16 protein-coding genes are annotated in these 17,751 nt (G+C 39.8%); 13 read left to right on the forward strand and 3 right to left on the reverse strand.

Annotated elements, in window-relative coordinates; genetic code table 11:
* Nucleotides 1–382 precede the first annotated feature (382 nt).
* On the reverse strand, nt 383–538 hold the full coding sequence (sspO, locus tag NSS77_RS13045) for a small acid-soluble spore protein O (RefSeq protein WP_342469132.1): 156 nt from the start codon (nt 536–538) through the stop codon (nt 383–385).
* 350 nt (nt 539–888) lie between these two features.
* Here sspO and NSS77_RS13050 point away from each other — a divergent pair, with 350 nt between their 5' ends.
* The 12 genes from NSS77_RS13050 (at nt 889) to NSS77_RS13105 (ending at nt 13,831) form a co-directional block, all read left to right on the forward strand.
* The gene (locus tag NSS77_RS13050) at nt 889–2,556 is read left to right on the forward strand and encodes a urocanate hydratase (protein ID WP_342469133.1); all 1,668 of its coding nucleotides are present in this window, start codon (nt 889–891) and stop codon (nt 2,554–2,556) included.
* A 14-nt stretch (nt 2,557–2,570) separates the two neighbouring features.
* On the forward strand, nt 2,571–3,671 hold the full coding sequence (locus tag NSS77_RS13055; RefSeq protein ID WP_342469134.1) for a DUF917 domain-containing protein: 1,101 nt from the start codon (nt 2,571–2,573) through the stop codon (nt 3,669–3,671).
* Nucleotides 3,672–3,693: 22 nt separating this feature from the next.
* Entirely contained in the window at nt 3,694–4,437 is a 744-nt protein-coding gene (locus tag NSS77_RS13060; RefSeq protein ID WP_342469135.1) for an IclR family transcriptional regulator, read from the forward strand.
* Between the two features lie 29 nt (nt 4,438–4,466).
* Nucleotides 4,467–5,825: a dihydroorotase family protein gene (locus NSS77_RS13065; RefSeq protein ID WP_342469136.1), complete on the forward strand. Its 1,359-nt coding sequence runs from the start codon at nt 4,467–4,469 to the stop codon at nt 5,823–5,825.
* Nucleotides 5,826–5,855: 30 nt separating this feature from the next.
* Nucleotides 5,856–7,106, forward strand: coding sequence for a Zn-dependent hydrolase (locus NSS77_RS13070; protein WP_342469137.1), 1,251 nt, complete (start codon nt 5,856–5,858; stop codon nt 7,104–7,106).
* A gap of 170 nt (nt 7,107–7,276) precedes the next feature.
* Nucleotides 7,277–7,579: a hypothetical protein gene (locus NSS77_RS13075; protein WP_342469138.1), complete on the forward strand. Its 303-nt coding sequence runs from the start codon at nt 7,277–7,279 to the stop codon at nt 7,577–7,579.
* 98 nt (nt 7,580–7,677) lie between these two features.
* A complete protein-coding gene (locus tag NSS77_RS13080) occupies nt 7,678–8,958 on the forward strand; it encodes an IS4 family transposase (RefSeq protein ID WP_340715701.1) in 1,281 nt (426 codons plus the stop codon).
* A gap of 232 nt (nt 8,959–9,190) precedes the next feature.
* On the forward strand, nt 9,191–9,574 hold the full coding sequence (locus tag NSS77_RS13085) for an ABC transporter permease (RefSeq protein WP_342471281.1): 384 nt from the start codon (nt 9,191–9,193) through the stop codon (nt 9,572–9,574).
* Nucleotides 9,575–9,592: 18 nt separating this feature from the next.
* Nucleotides 9,593–10,519 carry a glycine betaine ABC transporter substrate-binding protein gene (locus NSS77_RS13090; RefSeq protein WP_342469139.1) on the forward strand — a complete coding sequence of 309 codons (927 nt, stop codon included), beginning with the start codon at nt 9,593–9,595 and terminating at the stop codon, nt 10,517–10,519.
* 151 nt (nt 10,520–10,670) lie between these two features.
* Complete coding sequence (locus NSS77_RS13095) at nt 10,671–11,651, forward strand: ABC transporter ATP-binding protein (protein WP_342469140.1); 981 nt, start codon at nt 10,671–10,673, stop codon at nt 11,649–11,651.
* Nucleotides 11,648–12,283, forward strand: coding sequence for an ABC transporter permease (locus tag NSS77_RS13100; RefSeq protein WP_342469141.1), 636 nt, complete (start codon nt 11,648–11,650; stop codon nt 12,281–12,283). The genes NSS77_RS13095 and NSS77_RS13100 overlap by 4 nt, the downstream gene beginning before the upstream one ends.
* 27 nt (nt 12,284–12,310) lie before the next feature.
* Nucleotides 12,311–13,831: an aromatic amino acid ammonia-lyase gene (locus NSS77_RS13105; protein ID WP_342469142.1), complete on the forward strand. Its 1,521-nt coding sequence runs from the start codon at nt 12,311–12,313 to the stop codon at nt 13,829–13,831.
* Here NSS77_RS13105 and NSS77_RS13110 read toward each other — a convergent pair.
* Complete coding sequence (locus tag NSS77_RS13110; RefSeq protein ID WP_342471325.1) at nt 13,787–14,113, reverse strand: hypothetical protein; 327 nt, start codon at nt 14,111–14,113, stop codon at nt 13,787–13,789. The two genes, NSS77_RS13105 and NSS77_RS13110, sit on opposite strands and share 45 nt — an antisense overlap.
* Nucleotides 14,052–14,414 carry a DUF2500 domain-containing protein gene (locus tag NSS77_RS13115; RefSeq protein WP_342469143.1) on the reverse strand — a complete coding sequence of 121 codons (363 nt, stop codon included), beginning with the start codon at nt 14,412–14,414 and terminating at the stop codon, nt 14,052–14,054. The genes NSS77_RS13110 and NSS77_RS13115 overlap by 62 nt, the downstream gene beginning before the upstream one ends.
* A gap of 405 nt (nt 14,415–14,819) precedes the next feature.
* On the opposite strand from NSS77_RS13115, the gene NSS77_RS13120 reads away from it, so the two are divergent.
* The gene (locus tag NSS77_RS13120; RefSeq protein ID WP_342469144.1) at nt 14,820–17,501 is read left to right on the forward strand and encodes a cation-translocating P-type ATPase; all 2,682 of its coding nucleotides are present in this window, start codon (nt 14,820–14,822) and stop codon (nt 17,499–17,501) included.
* The last annotated feature ends 250 nt before the right edge of the window (nt 17,502–17,751 follow it).

A 17,751-nucleotide genomic window follows, 5' to 3' on the forward strand; every position in this document is an offset into this window, starting at 1 on the left:
CGGTGGTGTGAGAGGACGGGAGTTAATCGCTCCCTCCTACTCGATTAATAATTGAAGAAAATTGATTTCCGTTCCGGGGACGCTTTCCGCGGGCCCGGCTCGAGCCTCATCGGAGCTCACACCTTCGCTCATGCGGGGTCTCGAGAGGGCTCGTCGCAGGAAAGCTTTTGCTTTGCGACTAAGCGTGCGCGACAGAAACTCGCCCCGTCACTTCAATCAATTTTCTGTGATATCGATTTTTTACAAAAAAACCTTTTTGCAGCTCGTTCATTTTATTAGTTATGTCCCAGCCTCTTTGTTTTAGGGAAAGTCATTCATGCAGAATATTGAAAATAATCCTATCTGCTCATTTCAGTTATGGATCATGTCAATAGTCTATGGCTCACTGACGCTTCTTCGTTTTCTTATTGTTATATCTTTCTTCCGGCGTCAAAGGTTCATTGGCCAATTCATGATCAAATTCCCTTGATAAATTTTTTCTTACCGCTTGTTCGTCGCTAAAGTTTCCGCTTAAATTTTTCTTTTCCCTGTTGCTCATTTTTTACACCTCCGTGAAATTAGTTTGCCTCGGGTTGCCCTCAATATGTATCATTATCGGTTCTTTGTTTTGATGTTTTTTTTAGCGACATTTACTTGGTTAAAATCCTATATATGATTTTTGATGTTGATAATGCCTTCTAAAAATCCATTACTGAGTGTATAAAGGAACTTTGGTTTTCTTTTATACACTCTGTTTTTGATTTGTTCGTTCAACCATCATTGGTAGTTAAAATAATACATTTTTTATTATTTTCTTAATTTTAAAAATATATTGACAACGTTTGTGGGAATTGATAATCTATTAATCAAATAATCAAATAGTGATAATTTATTATCATTATTTGATAAATGGAGGTGTATGTATTGGGGAAAATAGTTGCAAAACGGGGCAGTGAGCTGCGCTGTAAAAGTTGGAGACAGGAAGCTCTGCTGCGGTTATTGGAAAATGTTCTAGAAAATGGTGAAAATCAAGACGAATTGATCGTATATGCTTCATTGGGAAAAGCAGCAAGAAATTGGCCATCTTATCATGCCATTGTGGATACCTTACAAAATCTTGAGGAAGATGAGACATTAGTCATCCAATCCGGTAAACCGATTGGTGTATTTAAAACTCATCCATACGCCCCGATTGTTGTGATGGCCAACTGCAACATAGTCGGCAAATGGGCAACGAGTGAGAATTTTTATGATTTGCAAGACAAAGGGTTAATCTGCTGGGGAGGTTTAACGGCAGGGGCTTGGCAATATATCGGTTCCCAGGGTGTGATTCAAGGTACATACGAAATATTCCAAACCATTGCCAGAAAACACTTTGATGGCAGTTTGAAAGGCCGTTTCATCTTAACAGCCGGTCTGGGGGGAATGGGAGGTGCCCAACCTCTGGCGGGAGTAATGGCTGATGCGGCGATATTAGTTGTCGAAGTGGATGAAGAACGGATCAATAAACGAATCGAACACGGATACCTTCAAAAGAAAACGGATAATTTGGATCAAGCATTACAGTGGATTGACGAAGCGAAATCATCAGGAGAAAGCATATCCGTGGGATTGCTTGGAAATGCAGCGGATATTTATCCTGAAATTTTGAGCCGTGGCATTGTACCGGATATTGTTTCAGATCAAACAGCCGCCCATGACCTCGTCTATGGATATATTCCACAAGGATATACAGTTGAAGAAGTTAAACAGTTAAGAAAAACAAATCCTGAACAATTGGCGGAAGATTCGTTGGCATCCATTGCAACGGAAGTTCGCGCGATGCTGGAATTCAAAAACCGCGGTTCTATTGTATTTGATAATGGGAATAACATTCGCTCACAAGCTTTTAAAGCGGGAGTGGAGGAAGCATTTGAGATTGATATTTTCACAGAAGCGTTTTTGCGGCCATTATTCGCGAAAGCCATCGGTCCTTTCCGTTGGATTGCATTATCGGGAAATCCGGAAGATATTCGAACAATCGATCAATACATATTGGAGAATTTTGCAGATAATCAGATCGCTTCAAACTGGATTAAACTGGCCAATCAATATGTTCCATTTGAAGGGCTCCCCGCCAGAATCGGTTGGTTTGGCCATGGTGAACGCACAGAACTTGCATTGGCAGTAAATAAGATGGTGAGAGAAGGAAAACTTTCTGGACCAATCGCATTTTCAAGAGACCATCTGGATGCAGGTGCAATGGCCCATCCGAACATTATGACGGAACGGATGAAAGACGGCAGTGACGCAATTTCAGATTGGCCCCTAATCAATGCAATGCTGAATTGTTCATCTATGGCGGATTTAGTCGTTATTCATTCCGGCGGTGGAGGGTATGCCGGCTATATGACAAGTGCCGGAGTGACACTGGTTGCCGATGGAACGGAAGCGGCGGATATGAGATTGAAATATACATTGGATAACGATACAGGATTGGGAGTGCTTCGCTACGCGGATGCAGGTTATGAGGAAGCGTTGGAAGAAGTGGAGAAAAAGAATATTAGAAGAATTAATCTGGAACATTACAAAAAATAAAGGAAGTGGATACTGTGAGAGAATTAACTTATGATGATGTAATCGCAGCGGTAAAAGGAGGTTCGGTCTATGCTTCCGGCGGTGGGGGCTGGGTGGACCATGGATTAGAAATCGGAAGGGCTGCAATCACCATTGGAAAACCGAAATTAGTCTCTGTAGATGAAATTCCCGATGACGCAATCATTGTTACGGCGACAGCAATTGGCGCTCCGGCAGGGACGACGGATTGGCAAATGCTTGGAAAAGATTACATTAAAGCTGTCCAACTTCTTCAAGAAACACTCGGGAAAAAAATCTATGGATTAATGACACCGCAAAACGGGATGTCAAGCAGCATCAATGGTTGGCTGCCTGCTGCTGCATTAGACATGGTGGTGGTGGATGCAACGGGCGATATTCGTGCACATCCAACAGGGAAAATGGGATCATTAGGATTGGGAAATTCAACAGATTATGAAACGATTCAAGTGGTGGTTGGAGGCAAAGCGGAAACTGGTTCATATATTGAGCTCGTTGTGAAAGGCACTCCTGCAAAGACTTCCAAAATATTGAGAACTGCTTCAGATATGTCGGGAGGATTTATTGCGGCTGCAAGACATCCATTACCAGCCAAGTATATTAAGGAGAATGCAGCAATTGGCGGTATCAGCAAAGCGTTGGAATTGGGCTATGCAATAATGGAAGCCGAACCAAATGGCGCTGGTGCGGTCATTGAAGCGATTTGCAATAAAACAAATGGCACAATTTTAGGAAGTGGAAAAGTATTGAAGAAGACGGTTCAATATTCGGGAGCATTTGATATAGGGACAATCACCGTTGAATCCGAGGAACATGGGGAACTGATTCTTCATGTAATGAATGAGTATATGGCTGTGGATACAAAATCAGGTCAACGTTTAGCGACATTCCCGGATGTAATTACCACTTTATCTGTAGAAACCGGCGCGCCTATCAGTGTAGGAAATGTAGTCGAAGGAATGGAAATAGCTGTATTCAGCATCAATAAACAATTTATCCCGCTAAGTGCAAGTGTGAAAGATCCGACCGTATATCCTGAAGTTGAAGAGGCGCTGGGAATTAATTTAGTAGATTATGTTTTTGATAAAGTCAAATAAAAATGGGCAACAGGGGATGAAAATGAGTAATAGTACACAAACATTAAAACGCGGACTAGATATTTTATTTGTACTCGCAGAGGCGGGGACAACATTATCTGTCAGTGAAATTGCTGAAAAAGTGAACATTCCGGAAAGTACAGCATATCGGCTATTACAAACATTGGAAAAACTTGGGGTTGTTGAAAGAAGAGAAAAAGGACGGATCGGTTTGGGAATGAAAATCCTTTACTTGGCGAATAGTTTAGCGAAGCAAATTGATCTTCGTTTAAACGAAATCGCTAAACCGATTATGAAAAAATTGACGGAAGAGACAAATGAAACAACGGTATTAACGATTCGTTCCGGATTCGAAGTGATATGCATAGAGAGTTGCTCAAGTACCCGGTTGATTCGTTTTGTAGTGGAGAATGGCAAATTATTGCCACTCCACCAAGGAGCCTCAGGCAAAGCCATCCTCGCTTTTGAAAGCGAACAAATTATAAATGAAGTCATGAAGAACATAGAAGATGAAAATCATAGGATAACGCTGCTTGAGGAATTAAATAAGATCCGAATGGATGGATATTGTACAACTTTTAGTGAGGTAGATAAAGATATATTCGGCGTTGGGGCACCAATCTTCGATAACAATGGAAAAGTGATTGCCAGTTTAACCGTTGCCGGACCGATCGACCGTTGGGAAGAACATTCAAAGACCGGTGTGATTAAAGCGGTTGTAGACAGTGCAGATGAAATTACAAAGTTGTTAATCGATTTGATTTAAAAATTAATAAAGTCAGTAGGTTGATAAATATGAGTGAATATTTTGATCTTATTATACAAGGGAATATCGTTCAGGAAGACACGGTTGTCCATAACGGTGTTGTAGCAATCCGGGATGGAAAAATTGTGGATATATTTGACCGCATCGGGAATTTAAATGCAAAAGAAGTGATTCAAGCAAATGACTGTTATGTTTTACCTGGTGCAATAGATGCCCATGTCCATTGTTATAGTTCAGTTGACGAAGGTTTTACGACGGCGAGTGAGTCTGCGGCGGCAGGAGGGGTTACAACCATCATTGAAATGCCCTATGATGCACCGGGTTTAATTGGGACAGAAGAACTTTTCGTAAAGAAAAAGGAACAACTCGAATCCCAATCCATTGTGGACATGGCACTTTTGGCTACCATAAAACCTGAAAATGGGTTGGATCAAATACCGCTTTTGGCAAAACAAGGCGCTTGCGGGTTTAAATTGTCTATGTTCAATACCGACCCCAATAGATTTCCAAGAATCAATGATGCATTGTTATATGATGTATTTTCGGAAGTTGCGAAAACCGGATTACCGGTGGGGGTCCATGCGGAAAATGATGAAATTGTTCGCGGTTTTATAAAAAAATATGAAATTTTGGGAGAGAAAGATCCGCGATCCCATGCTTGGAGCCGTCCAAAATTTGCGGAATCGATTGCCGTACTGACAGCGATGGAACTGGCGTATTGGACAGGTGTTCATTTGCACATTTATCACTGCACATTTCCTCGCATTTTTGAACTGGTTGAATACTTCAAGGGTATGGGAACGAATATAACGGCGGAAACTTGCACCCATTATTTGACTTTAACGGAAGAGGATATGCTTACTTTAAAGGCAAAAGCGAAAATCAATCCGCCCCTCCGTTCAAAAGAGGATGCAGACGGTCTCTGGAAACAGCTTAAAAACGGAATGATTGACATTGTCACGTCCGATCATGCTCCATGGACAATTGATAAAAAGAATCGTTCGAATATTTTTGAAAATGCATCAGGTGCTCCAGGAGTGGAAGTGTTATTGCCCATTTTATATGGGGAAGGGGTAGCCAAAGGCAAAATTTCAATCATCGATTTGGTGAATCTTTTAAGCAAAAAACCTGCCGAGATTTTTGGTTTATCTTCACAAAAAGGCAAACTTGAAAAAGGAATGGATGCAGATATTGTCGTTCTTGACCCGAATCAATCTTGGATATTGGATGAGACAAAACAGCATTCAAGTGCAGGATGGAGCCCATATCATCATAAACGGATGCAAGGAAAAATTACCCATACGTTTGTCAGAGGAAACTTGGTCTATGACGATGAGGATGTAGTTGGAAAACCTGGTGATGGGCAATTTATATTTGCAAAACATTAATCTATTTTTTTGAACTGAAGGGGTGAGAATTTGATAGATTCAGATTTGCAACAAAGCATACAAAGAATTGAACAAGACATTCTGACAGTCGCTACTTTTGTGGATAAAACCCAACCAGGTTGGACAAGAAGACCTTTCACGACTTGGTATTTTGAGGCAAGAGAATGGCTGATGGAACAAATGCGTTCCTTAAACATGGAAGTTTCCATTGACTCAGCTTCCAATGTCATTGGAGTGTTAAAGGGAAAAAATCCATCCTTGCCACCCATTATGATCGGATCCCATTTGGATACTGTATCTGGAGGCGGACGATTTGATGGAATCATTGGCGTCTTGGGAGGATTGGAAGTTGTTCGCCTGTTGAAAGAACAGGGGATAGAACTCCAACATACTTTGGAGATTGTTGATTTTACAGCGGAAGAACCTAGTGAATTTGGAATTTCAACAATCGGAAGCCGGGGAATGGTTGGCAATCTCACAAAGGAAATGCTGGCAAGACGTGATCCAAATGGATGTACTTTAGCGGAAGCCATCGAAAAAGCGGGTGGAAATCCAGAAGAAATCGATAAAAAAGCAAGAAAAAAGGGTGAGGTCGCCCTGTATTTGGAAATGCATATTGAACAGGGACCCGTTCTCGAAGAAACGGATCATAAGCTCGGGATTGTCACAGGAATTGTGGGCATTCATCGTTATCGGATAACGGTGGAGGGAAAACCGAATCACGCGGGGACTACCCCTATGAATATGCGGCAAGATGCTCTCACAAGTTCTTCCGAATTGATATTGAAATTGGAAGAGCTTTGCAAGAAACCATACGATGAAGCGGTAGTAGGCACAGTTGGGAAGTTATTCGTTCTACCTAATGCGGCAAACGTGATTCCTGGAAAAGTGATTTTTGAATTCGAAGTAAGGTCCATTGAAACCCTATTAATAGAACAAATAATCTCAGAATTAATTAGTTTTTCCAATATTGTTTCCAATGAAAGAAATGTAAACATTGCATTTGATTGTTTATCGAAATCAGAACCGATAAGAGTGGAACCTTTTATCCAAAAAGTCATTGAAGAGTCGTGCCAAGAGGTGGGTCCATCAATAAAATTGCCGAGTGGTGCAGGACATGATGCTAATCAGTTGGCGACAATTGCGCCCATTGGAATGATTTTTGTTCCGAGCCGTGATGGCAGAAGCCATTGTCCGGAGGAATGGACCGATTTTCAGGATATCGCTTTAGGCGTACAAGCGCTGTTGCGATCAGTGATTGAGTTCGATTTATCACTATAACCACGATTGAAATGCTTCTTGATTTGGAATTATCGTGATTCTCTGGAACCATACGGACGAGTATCTAAAGGAATAATGGGTTTGTCATGGCGAATGTTTTTTAATGTTAAATATAAGTAATCCAATTAGAAAAATTAATTAATTTGAGTTTAAGAAATGAGTGACAGTTTATGGAAACAGTCCAAAAAGCATGGAACTACATTCAACAAAATCCGGAAAAATTTATGGAAGCTTTTCAAGAGCATTTAATTTTAAGCATCATTGCATTGTTGATTGCCATGATTATCGGTATTACAATCGGCATCATCTGTGCAAAAAATGAAAAAATCTCAAGTATCATCATGGGGATTTTTAACTCATTGCGGGTGATTCCAAGTCTGGCCATCTTAATTATTGTATTACCGATCATGGGAACCGGTTTTTATCCCAATGTCATCAACTTAACGTTACATTTAATGGAAAATAATATTTAATTTAACTTTTATAAAATTAGGTAATAAGCCTCTTGTAATTTTAAAAAGTCCACCAAAATCGTTTTAGAATCCAATTTTTGGTTAATAAAACGAGGATGGTGGTTTTTTTGAAAACAAAAAGTACTTTTTTAGGGGCAATTGAGATTACTCGAAAGTTGCTGAATGATGTGATGTTTATGCTTGAATCTCGGACAAAAGAAACGTATTTTACACGAAAAGAAAAGAAGTTAAATTTTAAAAATACTATTCTATTTAGCTTAAACTTTGTTAAAAAGAGCCTCCAAATTGAACTTGACGACTTTTTCGACAAATTTAATTTATCAGAAATTAGTATTTCCAAACAAGGCTATTCAGCCGCACGAAAAAAGATTTCTCCTCTCGCTTTTGTAAAACTTACAAAAGCGATTGTGAATTGGTATTATGAAGAAAATTCCTTTAAAACTTATCGTGGATTTAGACTTTGCGCAATCGATGGAAGTGTGCTCCAAATTCCTGATACTGAGGAGCTTCGAAATTATTTTGGGTATGGAAAAAATCATAAGACAAGTTATGCAAGAGCTAGTGCCTCTTGTATTTACGATCTTGAGAATGGAATCATTATTACTTCTAGAATCAATCCATATAAGGTAGCTGAGCGAGATAGTGCAAAGGATATGATTGAAGAACTCGTACAAATTGGATTAAAAAATGATCTTTTTTTATTTGATCGAGGGTATCCATCGAGAGATTTTATTGCCTATTTAGATGCCCTTGGTATCAAATATGTGATGCGATGTCAAAAAAATACGATAAAGGAAATTGTCGAAGCGAAAGATGCTGATCAAAACATTCATATAATACATAGGAAACAAGTGATTACTGCTCGTGTAGTTAGATTCCCACTGGATTCTGGCACGGAAGAAATACTTGTCACAAATTTAACCGAGGAAGAGTTTGATATCTCTGAGTTTAAATCTCTTTATTTTAAACGCTGGGGAATTGAAACAGAATATAATGATGTGAAAAATAAAATCGAAATAGAAAATTTCACGGGTAGTTCGAAAATCGCAATTGAACAAGATTTCTATGCATCAATATATTTATCGAATATGGTCAGTTTATTGAGAAATGATGCCAATGAAACAATTAATGAGGAGAGTAAGAAAAAAAGACGAAAACATGATTATCAAGTAAACACAAATATCTTAATAGGAAAATTAAAAGATAGGATGGTTCACTTATTATTAGAAGATTGTCCAATCAAAAGAGAGAGAATGTTTACAAAAATCATGAAAGTGATTATAAGAAATAAGACACCTATTCGGTTTGGGAGAAGTTACCCACGAAGGAATGGTCTGTCCTCAACAAAGTATCCCCTAAACCAAAAAAGGTGTCTATAAACAATACGTAGGATAAATATAACCTATTTGTTTATTAAATGTAAATAAATTAGGGGCTTAAAAAAATAAAAATTTAAGCCCCGGGCATCCTATTGCCTTTTTTAGCCGATTTTAGAAAATTATCAACACTTTGTAGGTTGAATAGTATTTTTAAAAGTAGACAACCAGATGGTTGCCTACTAACTGTAAATTATTGGTTGTATAAGTTTCTGACATTGGTTTTTATCCGGCGCTGGTAGCTTTAACCGTTTTGGCTTGTCCACCGATCATCATCAATACTTTTACCGGATTTCGGGAGATTGATCGTTCGGTTATTGAAGCGGCATCTGGAATGGGGATGAATGAAAAGCAAATTTTAAGGAAAATTGAATTTCCTCTGGCATTGCCGATCATCATAGCCGGTTGCAGAACAGCCGCTGTCGAAGTAGTAGCAAGTGCAACCCTTGCAGCCTTTATTGGAGGAGGTGGTTTAGGTACATTTATCATCAATGGACTTGGAATGTATAATATCCCATTACTGTTAGTAGGTGCTATTCCGGTTGCATTATTGGCGATTCTTTCCGAAGTATCCTTTGCAACCACAGAAAAATTCTTTACACGTTATTTAAGAGATTAAATGAAGGGATGTTAAAAAATGAAAAAATATTTAAAATTATTGGGCTTATTAGTGTTGGTAATAGCGATGTTGGCAGCTTGCGGTGATGAATCTTCAGATGGTTCAAATGCTTCGACAGATGAGGAAAAACCTTTGATCAAAGTCGGCTCGAAAAACTTTACGGAATCGCTGATTTTAGGTGAAATGTACTCACTTGCTCTGGAAAATGCCGGATATAAAGTGGAAAGAAAATTAAATCTCGGCGGAACAATGGTTGCCCACGAAAGTTTAAAAAACGGAGATATCGATATGTATCCTGAGTACACAGGAACGGGTTTAATCAACATTTTGGAACAGGAACCAAAATCAGACCCGCAGGAAGTATATGATATTGTTTCCAAAGAATATAAAGATAAATTTAATTTGGTATGGCTTGAACCAACAGATGCAAATGACTCCCAAGGATTAGTGACAACAAAGAAAGTTGCAGAAAAATATGATCTTTATACAATCTCCAAACTTGCGGAATTGGCACCTAAATTAAGAATGGCGGCTGTTCCGGAGTTTACTGAAAGGGAAGACGGGCTCATCGGTTTACAGAAACATTATGGCGGCATGGAATTTAAATCCCTTGAACTATATGATTACGGTATTAAATATCGTGTGATTTTGAATGATGAAGCGGATGTAACAGTTGGTTTCACAACAGATGGAGATTTAACGAATCCGGATTTGGTTCTGCTCGAAGATGACAAAAGCTTCTGGCCTCCATATTATGTTGCACCAGTCATTCGCAATGAAATCTTGGAAAAAGATTCGAAAGTTGCTGATGTATTAAATGAAGTATCCAAACTTTTAAATGATGAAGTTGTTCAAAAATTAAATGCAGAGGTTGATATCGACAAACGGGAATACGCTGAAGTGGCCAAAGATTTTCTGGTTGAACAAGGAATCATTAAAAAGTAAGGAAATATCGTAAATCGCCCCTCAAAAAATATCATTTGGGCTGTGTTCATACAAAGTGTCTGGTCCTAGCAGGAAAATACATAGAGTGAATATACACCGACAGCTATTTGATAAACACAGCCTATTTTTTATTAAAGGAGTTGTTCCGTATATGTCTGGTTCAATTATCGAATTTCAACAAGTCAGCAAAACCTTTCCAAATGCAAAAAGACCTGCTGTTTATGAAACAGATCTAAAGATAGAAGAAGGAACTTTTGTAACGATTTTAGGAACTTCCGGATCCGGGAAAACAACACTTTTGAAAATGGTAAATCGAATTCATGAACCTTCAACGGGGAATATTTTTGTGCAAGGCGAAAACACCTCAAAAGTGTCAGTTACAGAATTAAGAAGAAAAATCGGTTATGTCATTCAACAGATCGGATTGTTTCCGCATATGACCATTGAAGAAAATATTGCGACGGTACCAAAAATTTTAAAATGGGACCCTAAGAAAATCAGTGAGCGGATTGATTTTCTTCTTGAACTGGTTCACTTGCCGCCAAATGAGTACCGAAAAAGATATCCCCGGCAATTATCAGGTGGCCAGCAACAACGGGTGGGAATCGCACGGGCAATGGCTAGTGACCCGGAAATCTTATTAATGGATGAACCGTTCGGCGCCATTGATGCCATTACTCGTTCAAAGCTTCAAGATGAATTAATTTCAATCCAAAAAAAATTAAAGAAAACCGTTCTTTTCGTTACCCATGATATTAATGAAGCCTTAAAGCTTGGAGATAAAATCATTGTAATGGATCAAGGGCGTGTTCAACAGTATGATACACCTTTAAATATTTTATTGAATCCTGCAAATGAATTTGTCAGCCGTTTGGTTCAGTCGGAAGATATTATTCAATTATTCAGCATGCTTCAAGCGGAAAATGTCATGGTTCCACTGGACAAAGTGAAATTAAATAATCCCAAAGTTGTTAAGCGCCATGATGATTTGAAGGGAATCTTGACGTTATTTTTAAATTCCGATATTGACGGTATCATTGTGGAGAATGAAAATCATCAGCCGGTTGGTGCGATTACTTTTGAACAATTAAAGTTAAATAAATCTATAAAGCAAGTGGTGGTTCCGTCATGATAATAGAGTATATTACTAAATATTACGATCATATTTTTTCACTATTTTTAGATCATTTGACAATCATGGTCATTTCGTTAGGCATCGCTTTAGCCATCGCTTTGCCGGTCGGATTTTTTCTAACAAAATTCAAATGGCTATCCGTACCGATTTTATCTGTTTTAGGAATAATTTATGCAATACCGAGCATGGCACTGTTTGCCTTGTTAATTCCAATTGCAGGGCTTGGAATGAAGCCGGCCATCATCGCCTTGGTCGCATATAACCAAATCATTTTGGTACGAAATGTGATGGTCGGGTTTCAGTCCATCAATCCATCGATTGTTGAAGCAGGTAAAGGAATGGGGCTTAATTCGATGCAACTTTTTTGGAAAATCCAGCTTCCGTTAGCCCTCCCGGTGATTATCGCTGGAATCCGAATTGCCACAATTTCCACTATTGCGATTGCGACAATCGCTGCCTGGATCAATGCTGGCGGTTTAGGTGTACTGTTGTTTGAAGGGCTTTACCAAAATGCATCACATAAAATTATTATAGGGACCGTCTTAGTGGCTGCACTTGCATTAGCAATGAACTATTTGTTATTGAAAATTGAAAATAAAGCGGCTTTAAAAGCGCGTGGGGAATCATAACCTTGGCATTGATAGGAGATTGACAAGATGTACAAAACATTAGTGCTGGATGGAAAATCATTGACAATTGAAGAGATTGTCCAAGTTGCCCGGAATGAAAGGAAAGTGGCCATCAGCGATGAAGCGTTGGAAAAATTAAAAAAGGGCAGGAAAATGGTTCAACAATGGATCGATAATGATGCGCCGGTTTATGGATTGAACCGTGGGGTCGGTTTGAATAAAGACCGATTGGTGGAAAAAGAAAGATTTTCCCAATATAACCGGAATTTATTGTTGTCCCATTCGATCGGAGTTGGACCGGAAACAACCATTGAAGATGTACGGGCAGCCATGCTTGCCCGATTAAATACATTACTTGTTGGCTGTACGGGCATACAGCCGGAAATAGCGCAAATGTATGAAACCTTTCTGAATTGCGGAATCACCCCGGTCATTCCCAGCCGTGGAACCGTTGGGGCAGCGGATATCGGAATCCTATCCCATATCGGCTTGGCAATGATTGGGGAAGGTGAAGTATATTATAAAGGGAATCGGGTCCCTGTGATGGAGGCGTTTAAGGAAGAGAAACTGTCTCCAATGATTCTCGGACCCAAAGATGGCTTGGCCATTGTCAGCTCCAATGCATATTCGGCCGGGATGGCAGCGATTCTTTTGCAAGATTTAGATGATTTCATTGAAATGGCAGACGCCATTTATAGTTTATCGTTGGAAGGATTAGATGGAAATTTGGATCCCCTTGATGAATCCGTATTAAAATTCCGTCCTTTTAATGGTCAAATGAAAAGTGCCGATCGGGTCCGAAAGTTTTTGCGGAACAGTTATTTATGGAATCGGAAAGAAAAAACTTCCATTCAAGATCCACTCAGTTTTCGTGGCGGATTTACCGTGCATGGTGCTGCATTGGACAGTTTGGAATATGTGAAAGGATTATTGACCATTCAGTTAAATTCATCGGATGATAATCCTTGTTTAATAGTGGAAGAAGAACGTATTGTACATACTGCAAATTTTGAGGTCATCACACTTGTATTCGCTTTGGAAATGGTTGGACTCGCATTAACCCATGTATCAAGAAACAGCTGTTTTAGAACCATTAAGTTGGCAAACCCTGCGTTTACAAATTTAACAAGATTTTTATCACCAGATGAAGAGCAGGTGATTGCTTTCAGTACGATTCAGAAAACCTTTTCAGCGTTGGATGCGGAAATCCGGCATTTATCAAATCCGGTTGTTTCGGATTATTTCCCATTGGCAGGCGACATTGAAGATCACGCCACAAATTCGGCTTTAGTCATTCAAAAGTTAAGAAAAATGCTCGACAACCTTTATTACATCGTTGGGATTGAGGCGATTCATGCTGCTCAAGCCGTTGATTTAAGGAAAGGTGCAAAATTGGGTGTCGGAACGGGTGCGGTATATGAAATGATTCGTGAGCAAATTCCATTTTTGGACAAAGACCGAAACTTATCCATAGATATAGAGTGGGCTTACCAATTAGTAAAGTCAAAAAGACTGCTTAAACATATTCAAAAAGCGATTGAAAGTTAAATAGGCTTTTTGCCGAGCCCACTGCCACCTTTCATTATTATATTTTTCTTCCGGCGTCAAAGGTTCGTTTGCCAGACCTTGGTCAAACTCCCTTGGCCATTTTTTCTGCCCTCTCGTTTTCCGCCATAGTTGCCGCTTATATTTTTCCATTCCCTGTTCGCCATTAAAAAACACCTCTTGGCTTGATTGCATTGAGGTGTTCTTAATATGTAGAAATCTTTTATGATTTTTGCCGTTCGAAAGAAACATATCGCGTTCCTTGAAATGATAGTAACCCCACATCATTTTCCACCAGCATTCCATACTCTTGGCCATTCACTTTTAATTCCATCCGGTCTCCGCTTTGCACTTCGAAGGTGACGTAATAGGTGGTATGGGAATGGTCACCCCGTACCTGGATTCTTTTTGTAATCACTTTTGCCGGGACAGTCAACAGGGGAGATTGATTATTTTTTATGCCCTGTTTAATATTTGAGAATATGCTGAAAATGATAATGGCAAAAACAACTAAAAAGATGAAAGGAAAAAGGGAAAACATCAAATTATAAAACATCGAATCAAATTGCACCGAATCAAAAAACATCAGACCACTTCCTTTTCCACCAGTCTTTAAAAAATGATGTAAACTATAAAAATTTCCCAACTTTGTTATAAAATAAGAATTTGCAATTATTATACGAAATATAAAAAGGAAATGTTTCAGAATTTTAGCCCAAGTGAACAGAAAAAAAGGATTATGCCCAATGATTGTTTCGACTTCAATTGGACAGCCAAAACTCCTATAACCCAAATCCCATGGCAATGAAGAAACTTTTTGACAATCCTATTAAAATTTGCCGATTCGTAAGAAATATTCCAAAATGAATACATCCTCTTTGTCAATTAAATGGTAAGCTATAATAAAAGGAAGAGATGATCCTTTCCACTCAACACTTTAGAAATGCTACCTTTTCGTAACTGCAGCTGGGAATAGGGAGTGAAAATACATATGAAATACCATGCCATGAACATGGGCGAAGTTGAAAAAGAATTTAACACCAGTATTCTGGACGGATTGACGGACAGCGAAGCGAAAAAGCGGCTGGAGCAATATGGCTACAATGAACTGGAAAAACATAAAAAACAATCGGATCTATTGCTTTTTCTCAGTCAATTCAAAGATTTCCTCGTGATTGTATTGCTGGTGGCTGTCATCTTATCGCTGCTTTTAGGTGAATATGCGGATGCCATCACGATTTTGGCGATTGTGATACTCAATGCGTTTCTTGGATTTTTTCAAGAAAGAAAAGCTGAAAAAGCCTTGGAAGCATTGCAAAAATTATCGGCCCCCCACGCGAACGTTTTAAGGGATGGGGAATGGATCAAGGTCGATTCAAGGGAGCTCGTACCCGGTGATGTGATCCGTTTTTCAAGTGGCGACCGGATTGGGGCTGACGTTCGGATTTTTGAATCGATCAGCCTTGAAATAGAAGAATCCCCGTTGACCGGGGAGTCCATTCCTGTGGAGAAAACGACGGAACCGCTCAAAGAACCGGAACCCGGAATTGGCGATATGAAAAATATGGCCTTTATGGGAACGCTCGTTACAAGAGGCAGCGGGAAGGGCATTGTCGTTGGAACCGGTATGAAAACAGAGATGGGAAAAATTTCGGGACTAATGCAAGGAACCCAAAAAATTGAAACCCCATTGCAACGGCGCCTTCAGCAATTGGGGAAAATCTTGATTGTTGTGGCCGCCGCATTGACAATCCTTGTAGTGCTGATTGGCATTATTCAAGACCGGGATTTCTATACGATGTTATTGACTGGCGTTTCATTGGCCGTTGCGGTCATTCCGGAAGGCCTTCCAGCCATTGTGACGGTCGTACTTTCCCTTGGTGTGACCCGAATGATCAAAAAGAATGCCATTGTACGGAAACTGCCAGCCGTTGAGACACTTGGCACAGCGACGGTCATTTGTTCAGATAAAACCGGAACGATGACCCAAAATAAAATGACGGTGACCCATTTATGGATTGGCGGAAAAACGTGGACGGTTGACGGGACAGGTTATTCCCCTGAAGGCGCTTTTTATCATGAAGGGTCACCGGTTGAAGTGCGGAAAGAAAAAATGCTTCTTCAAATGCTAACGTATGGGATGATTTGCAACCATGCCAAAATAAAGAAAAAAGACAATGAATACATGCTTGTCGGCAGTCCGACAGAAGGAGCATTGCTCGTTGCGGCAATGAAGGCCGGCTTTGATCGGAATGAATTATTGAAAGAATATCAAATTGTAAAAGAATACCCGTTTGATTCGACGAGAAAAATGATGTCAATGATCATCGAAGATTCCGCCGGAAAACAATTTGTCATTGCCAAGGGGGCGCCGGATGTTCTGACACAAGTGAGCAGCAAAATGATTTGGGACGGAAAGGAAGAAGCGCTGACAGATAAGCTGAAAAACGCTCTCCATTCAGCCATCGAAGAATTGGCTTCCCAGGCTTTGAGAACGATGGCCATTGCGTTTAAAGAGATTCCGGCAAATAAAACGGTCACAGATGTGCATGAGGTGGAAAACGGACTCACATTGATCGGTTTGCAAGGCATCATCGATCCGCCAAGACCGGAAGTGAAATCAGCGGTGGAAAAATGTAAGGACGCCGGCATAAAAACGGTGATGATTACCGGAGACCATTTGATTACGGCAAAAGCCATCGCTTCCCAGCTTGGCATCCATCAAGAAAACAGCAAGATTATTGACGGAAAAACATTGGCAAAAATGTCTGTCAAGGAATTGGAAGAAATCGTGGATGAAGTGGCCGTGTTTGCCCGCGTCTCTCCTGAACATAAACTGAAAATTGTGCAGGCTCTGCAAGGGAAAGGACATGTTGTGGCAATGACGGGAGATGGAGTCAACGACGCCCCAGCCATTAAAGCGGCGGATATCGGCATTTCAATGGGGATTACAGGAAGCGATGTGGCAAAAGAGTCTTCATCCCTGATTCTTTTGGATGATAATTTTGCCACGATTGAATCGGCCATTGAAGAAGGGCGGAATATTTACGAGAACATCCGCAAATTCATCCGCTATTTGCTCGCTTCCAATGTAGGTGAAATGCTTGTCATGATTTTTGCCATCATCCTTGCGTTGCCATTGCCATTGGTTCCGATCCATATTTTGTGGGTGAACTTGATCACGGATGGTTTGCCTGCCATGGCGTTAGGGGTTGACCAACCGGAAGGCGACGTCATGAAAAGCAAGCCTCGGGATCCAAAAGAGGGGATTTTCGCAAGAGGACTTGGTTGGAAGATCATTTCACGGGGGCTTGCGATTGGTATCGTCACCCTCGCCGCTTTCATGGTGACCCTTCATAATCATCCAAACGAACTGGAATATGCCCAAACGGTCGCTTTTACAACCCTTGTAATGGCCCAGCTCATTCATGTGTTTGATTGCCGTTGCGAAAAGAACATTTTCTCAAGAAATCCTTTTAAAAATCAATTTCTTGTATGGGCGGTTTTATCTTCCATCGCATTGATGTTAATCGTGATCTACATTCCGCCATTACAGCCGATATTCAAAACAGTTCCAATTCAATTCGCGGACTGGGCCCTCATCATGTTGATGGCCGCCATTCCTACATTCCTGCTTGGCGGAATTGACGCATTCATCAAAAAAAATAGGTAACATAATCAGAGCGGATAGGAAAAATCTCCAATCCGCTCAATTTTTTGGAATTTCAAGCAAGTTTTTCTGAAAAAATGTCATGAAATTGATAGAAATTGTATAACAAAATATTACATTAGTTTCACTAATAATTCACTATTTTTGAATAATTTACATTATATACTAGAGTTATAGAATAAAAATCATTTTTTATCACTAGCGTCGCATAAATAAGTTTTGAAATTTCAGATTTTATTTTTCTGGAAAATTA

Origin of the sequence: Ureibacillus sp. FSL K6-3587 (assembly GCF_038593165.1) — a bacterium.
In the GTDB taxonomy this organism is placed as follows: domain Bacteria; phylum Bacillota; class Bacilli; order Bacillales_A; family Planococcaceae; genus Ureibacillus; species Ureibacillus suwonensis.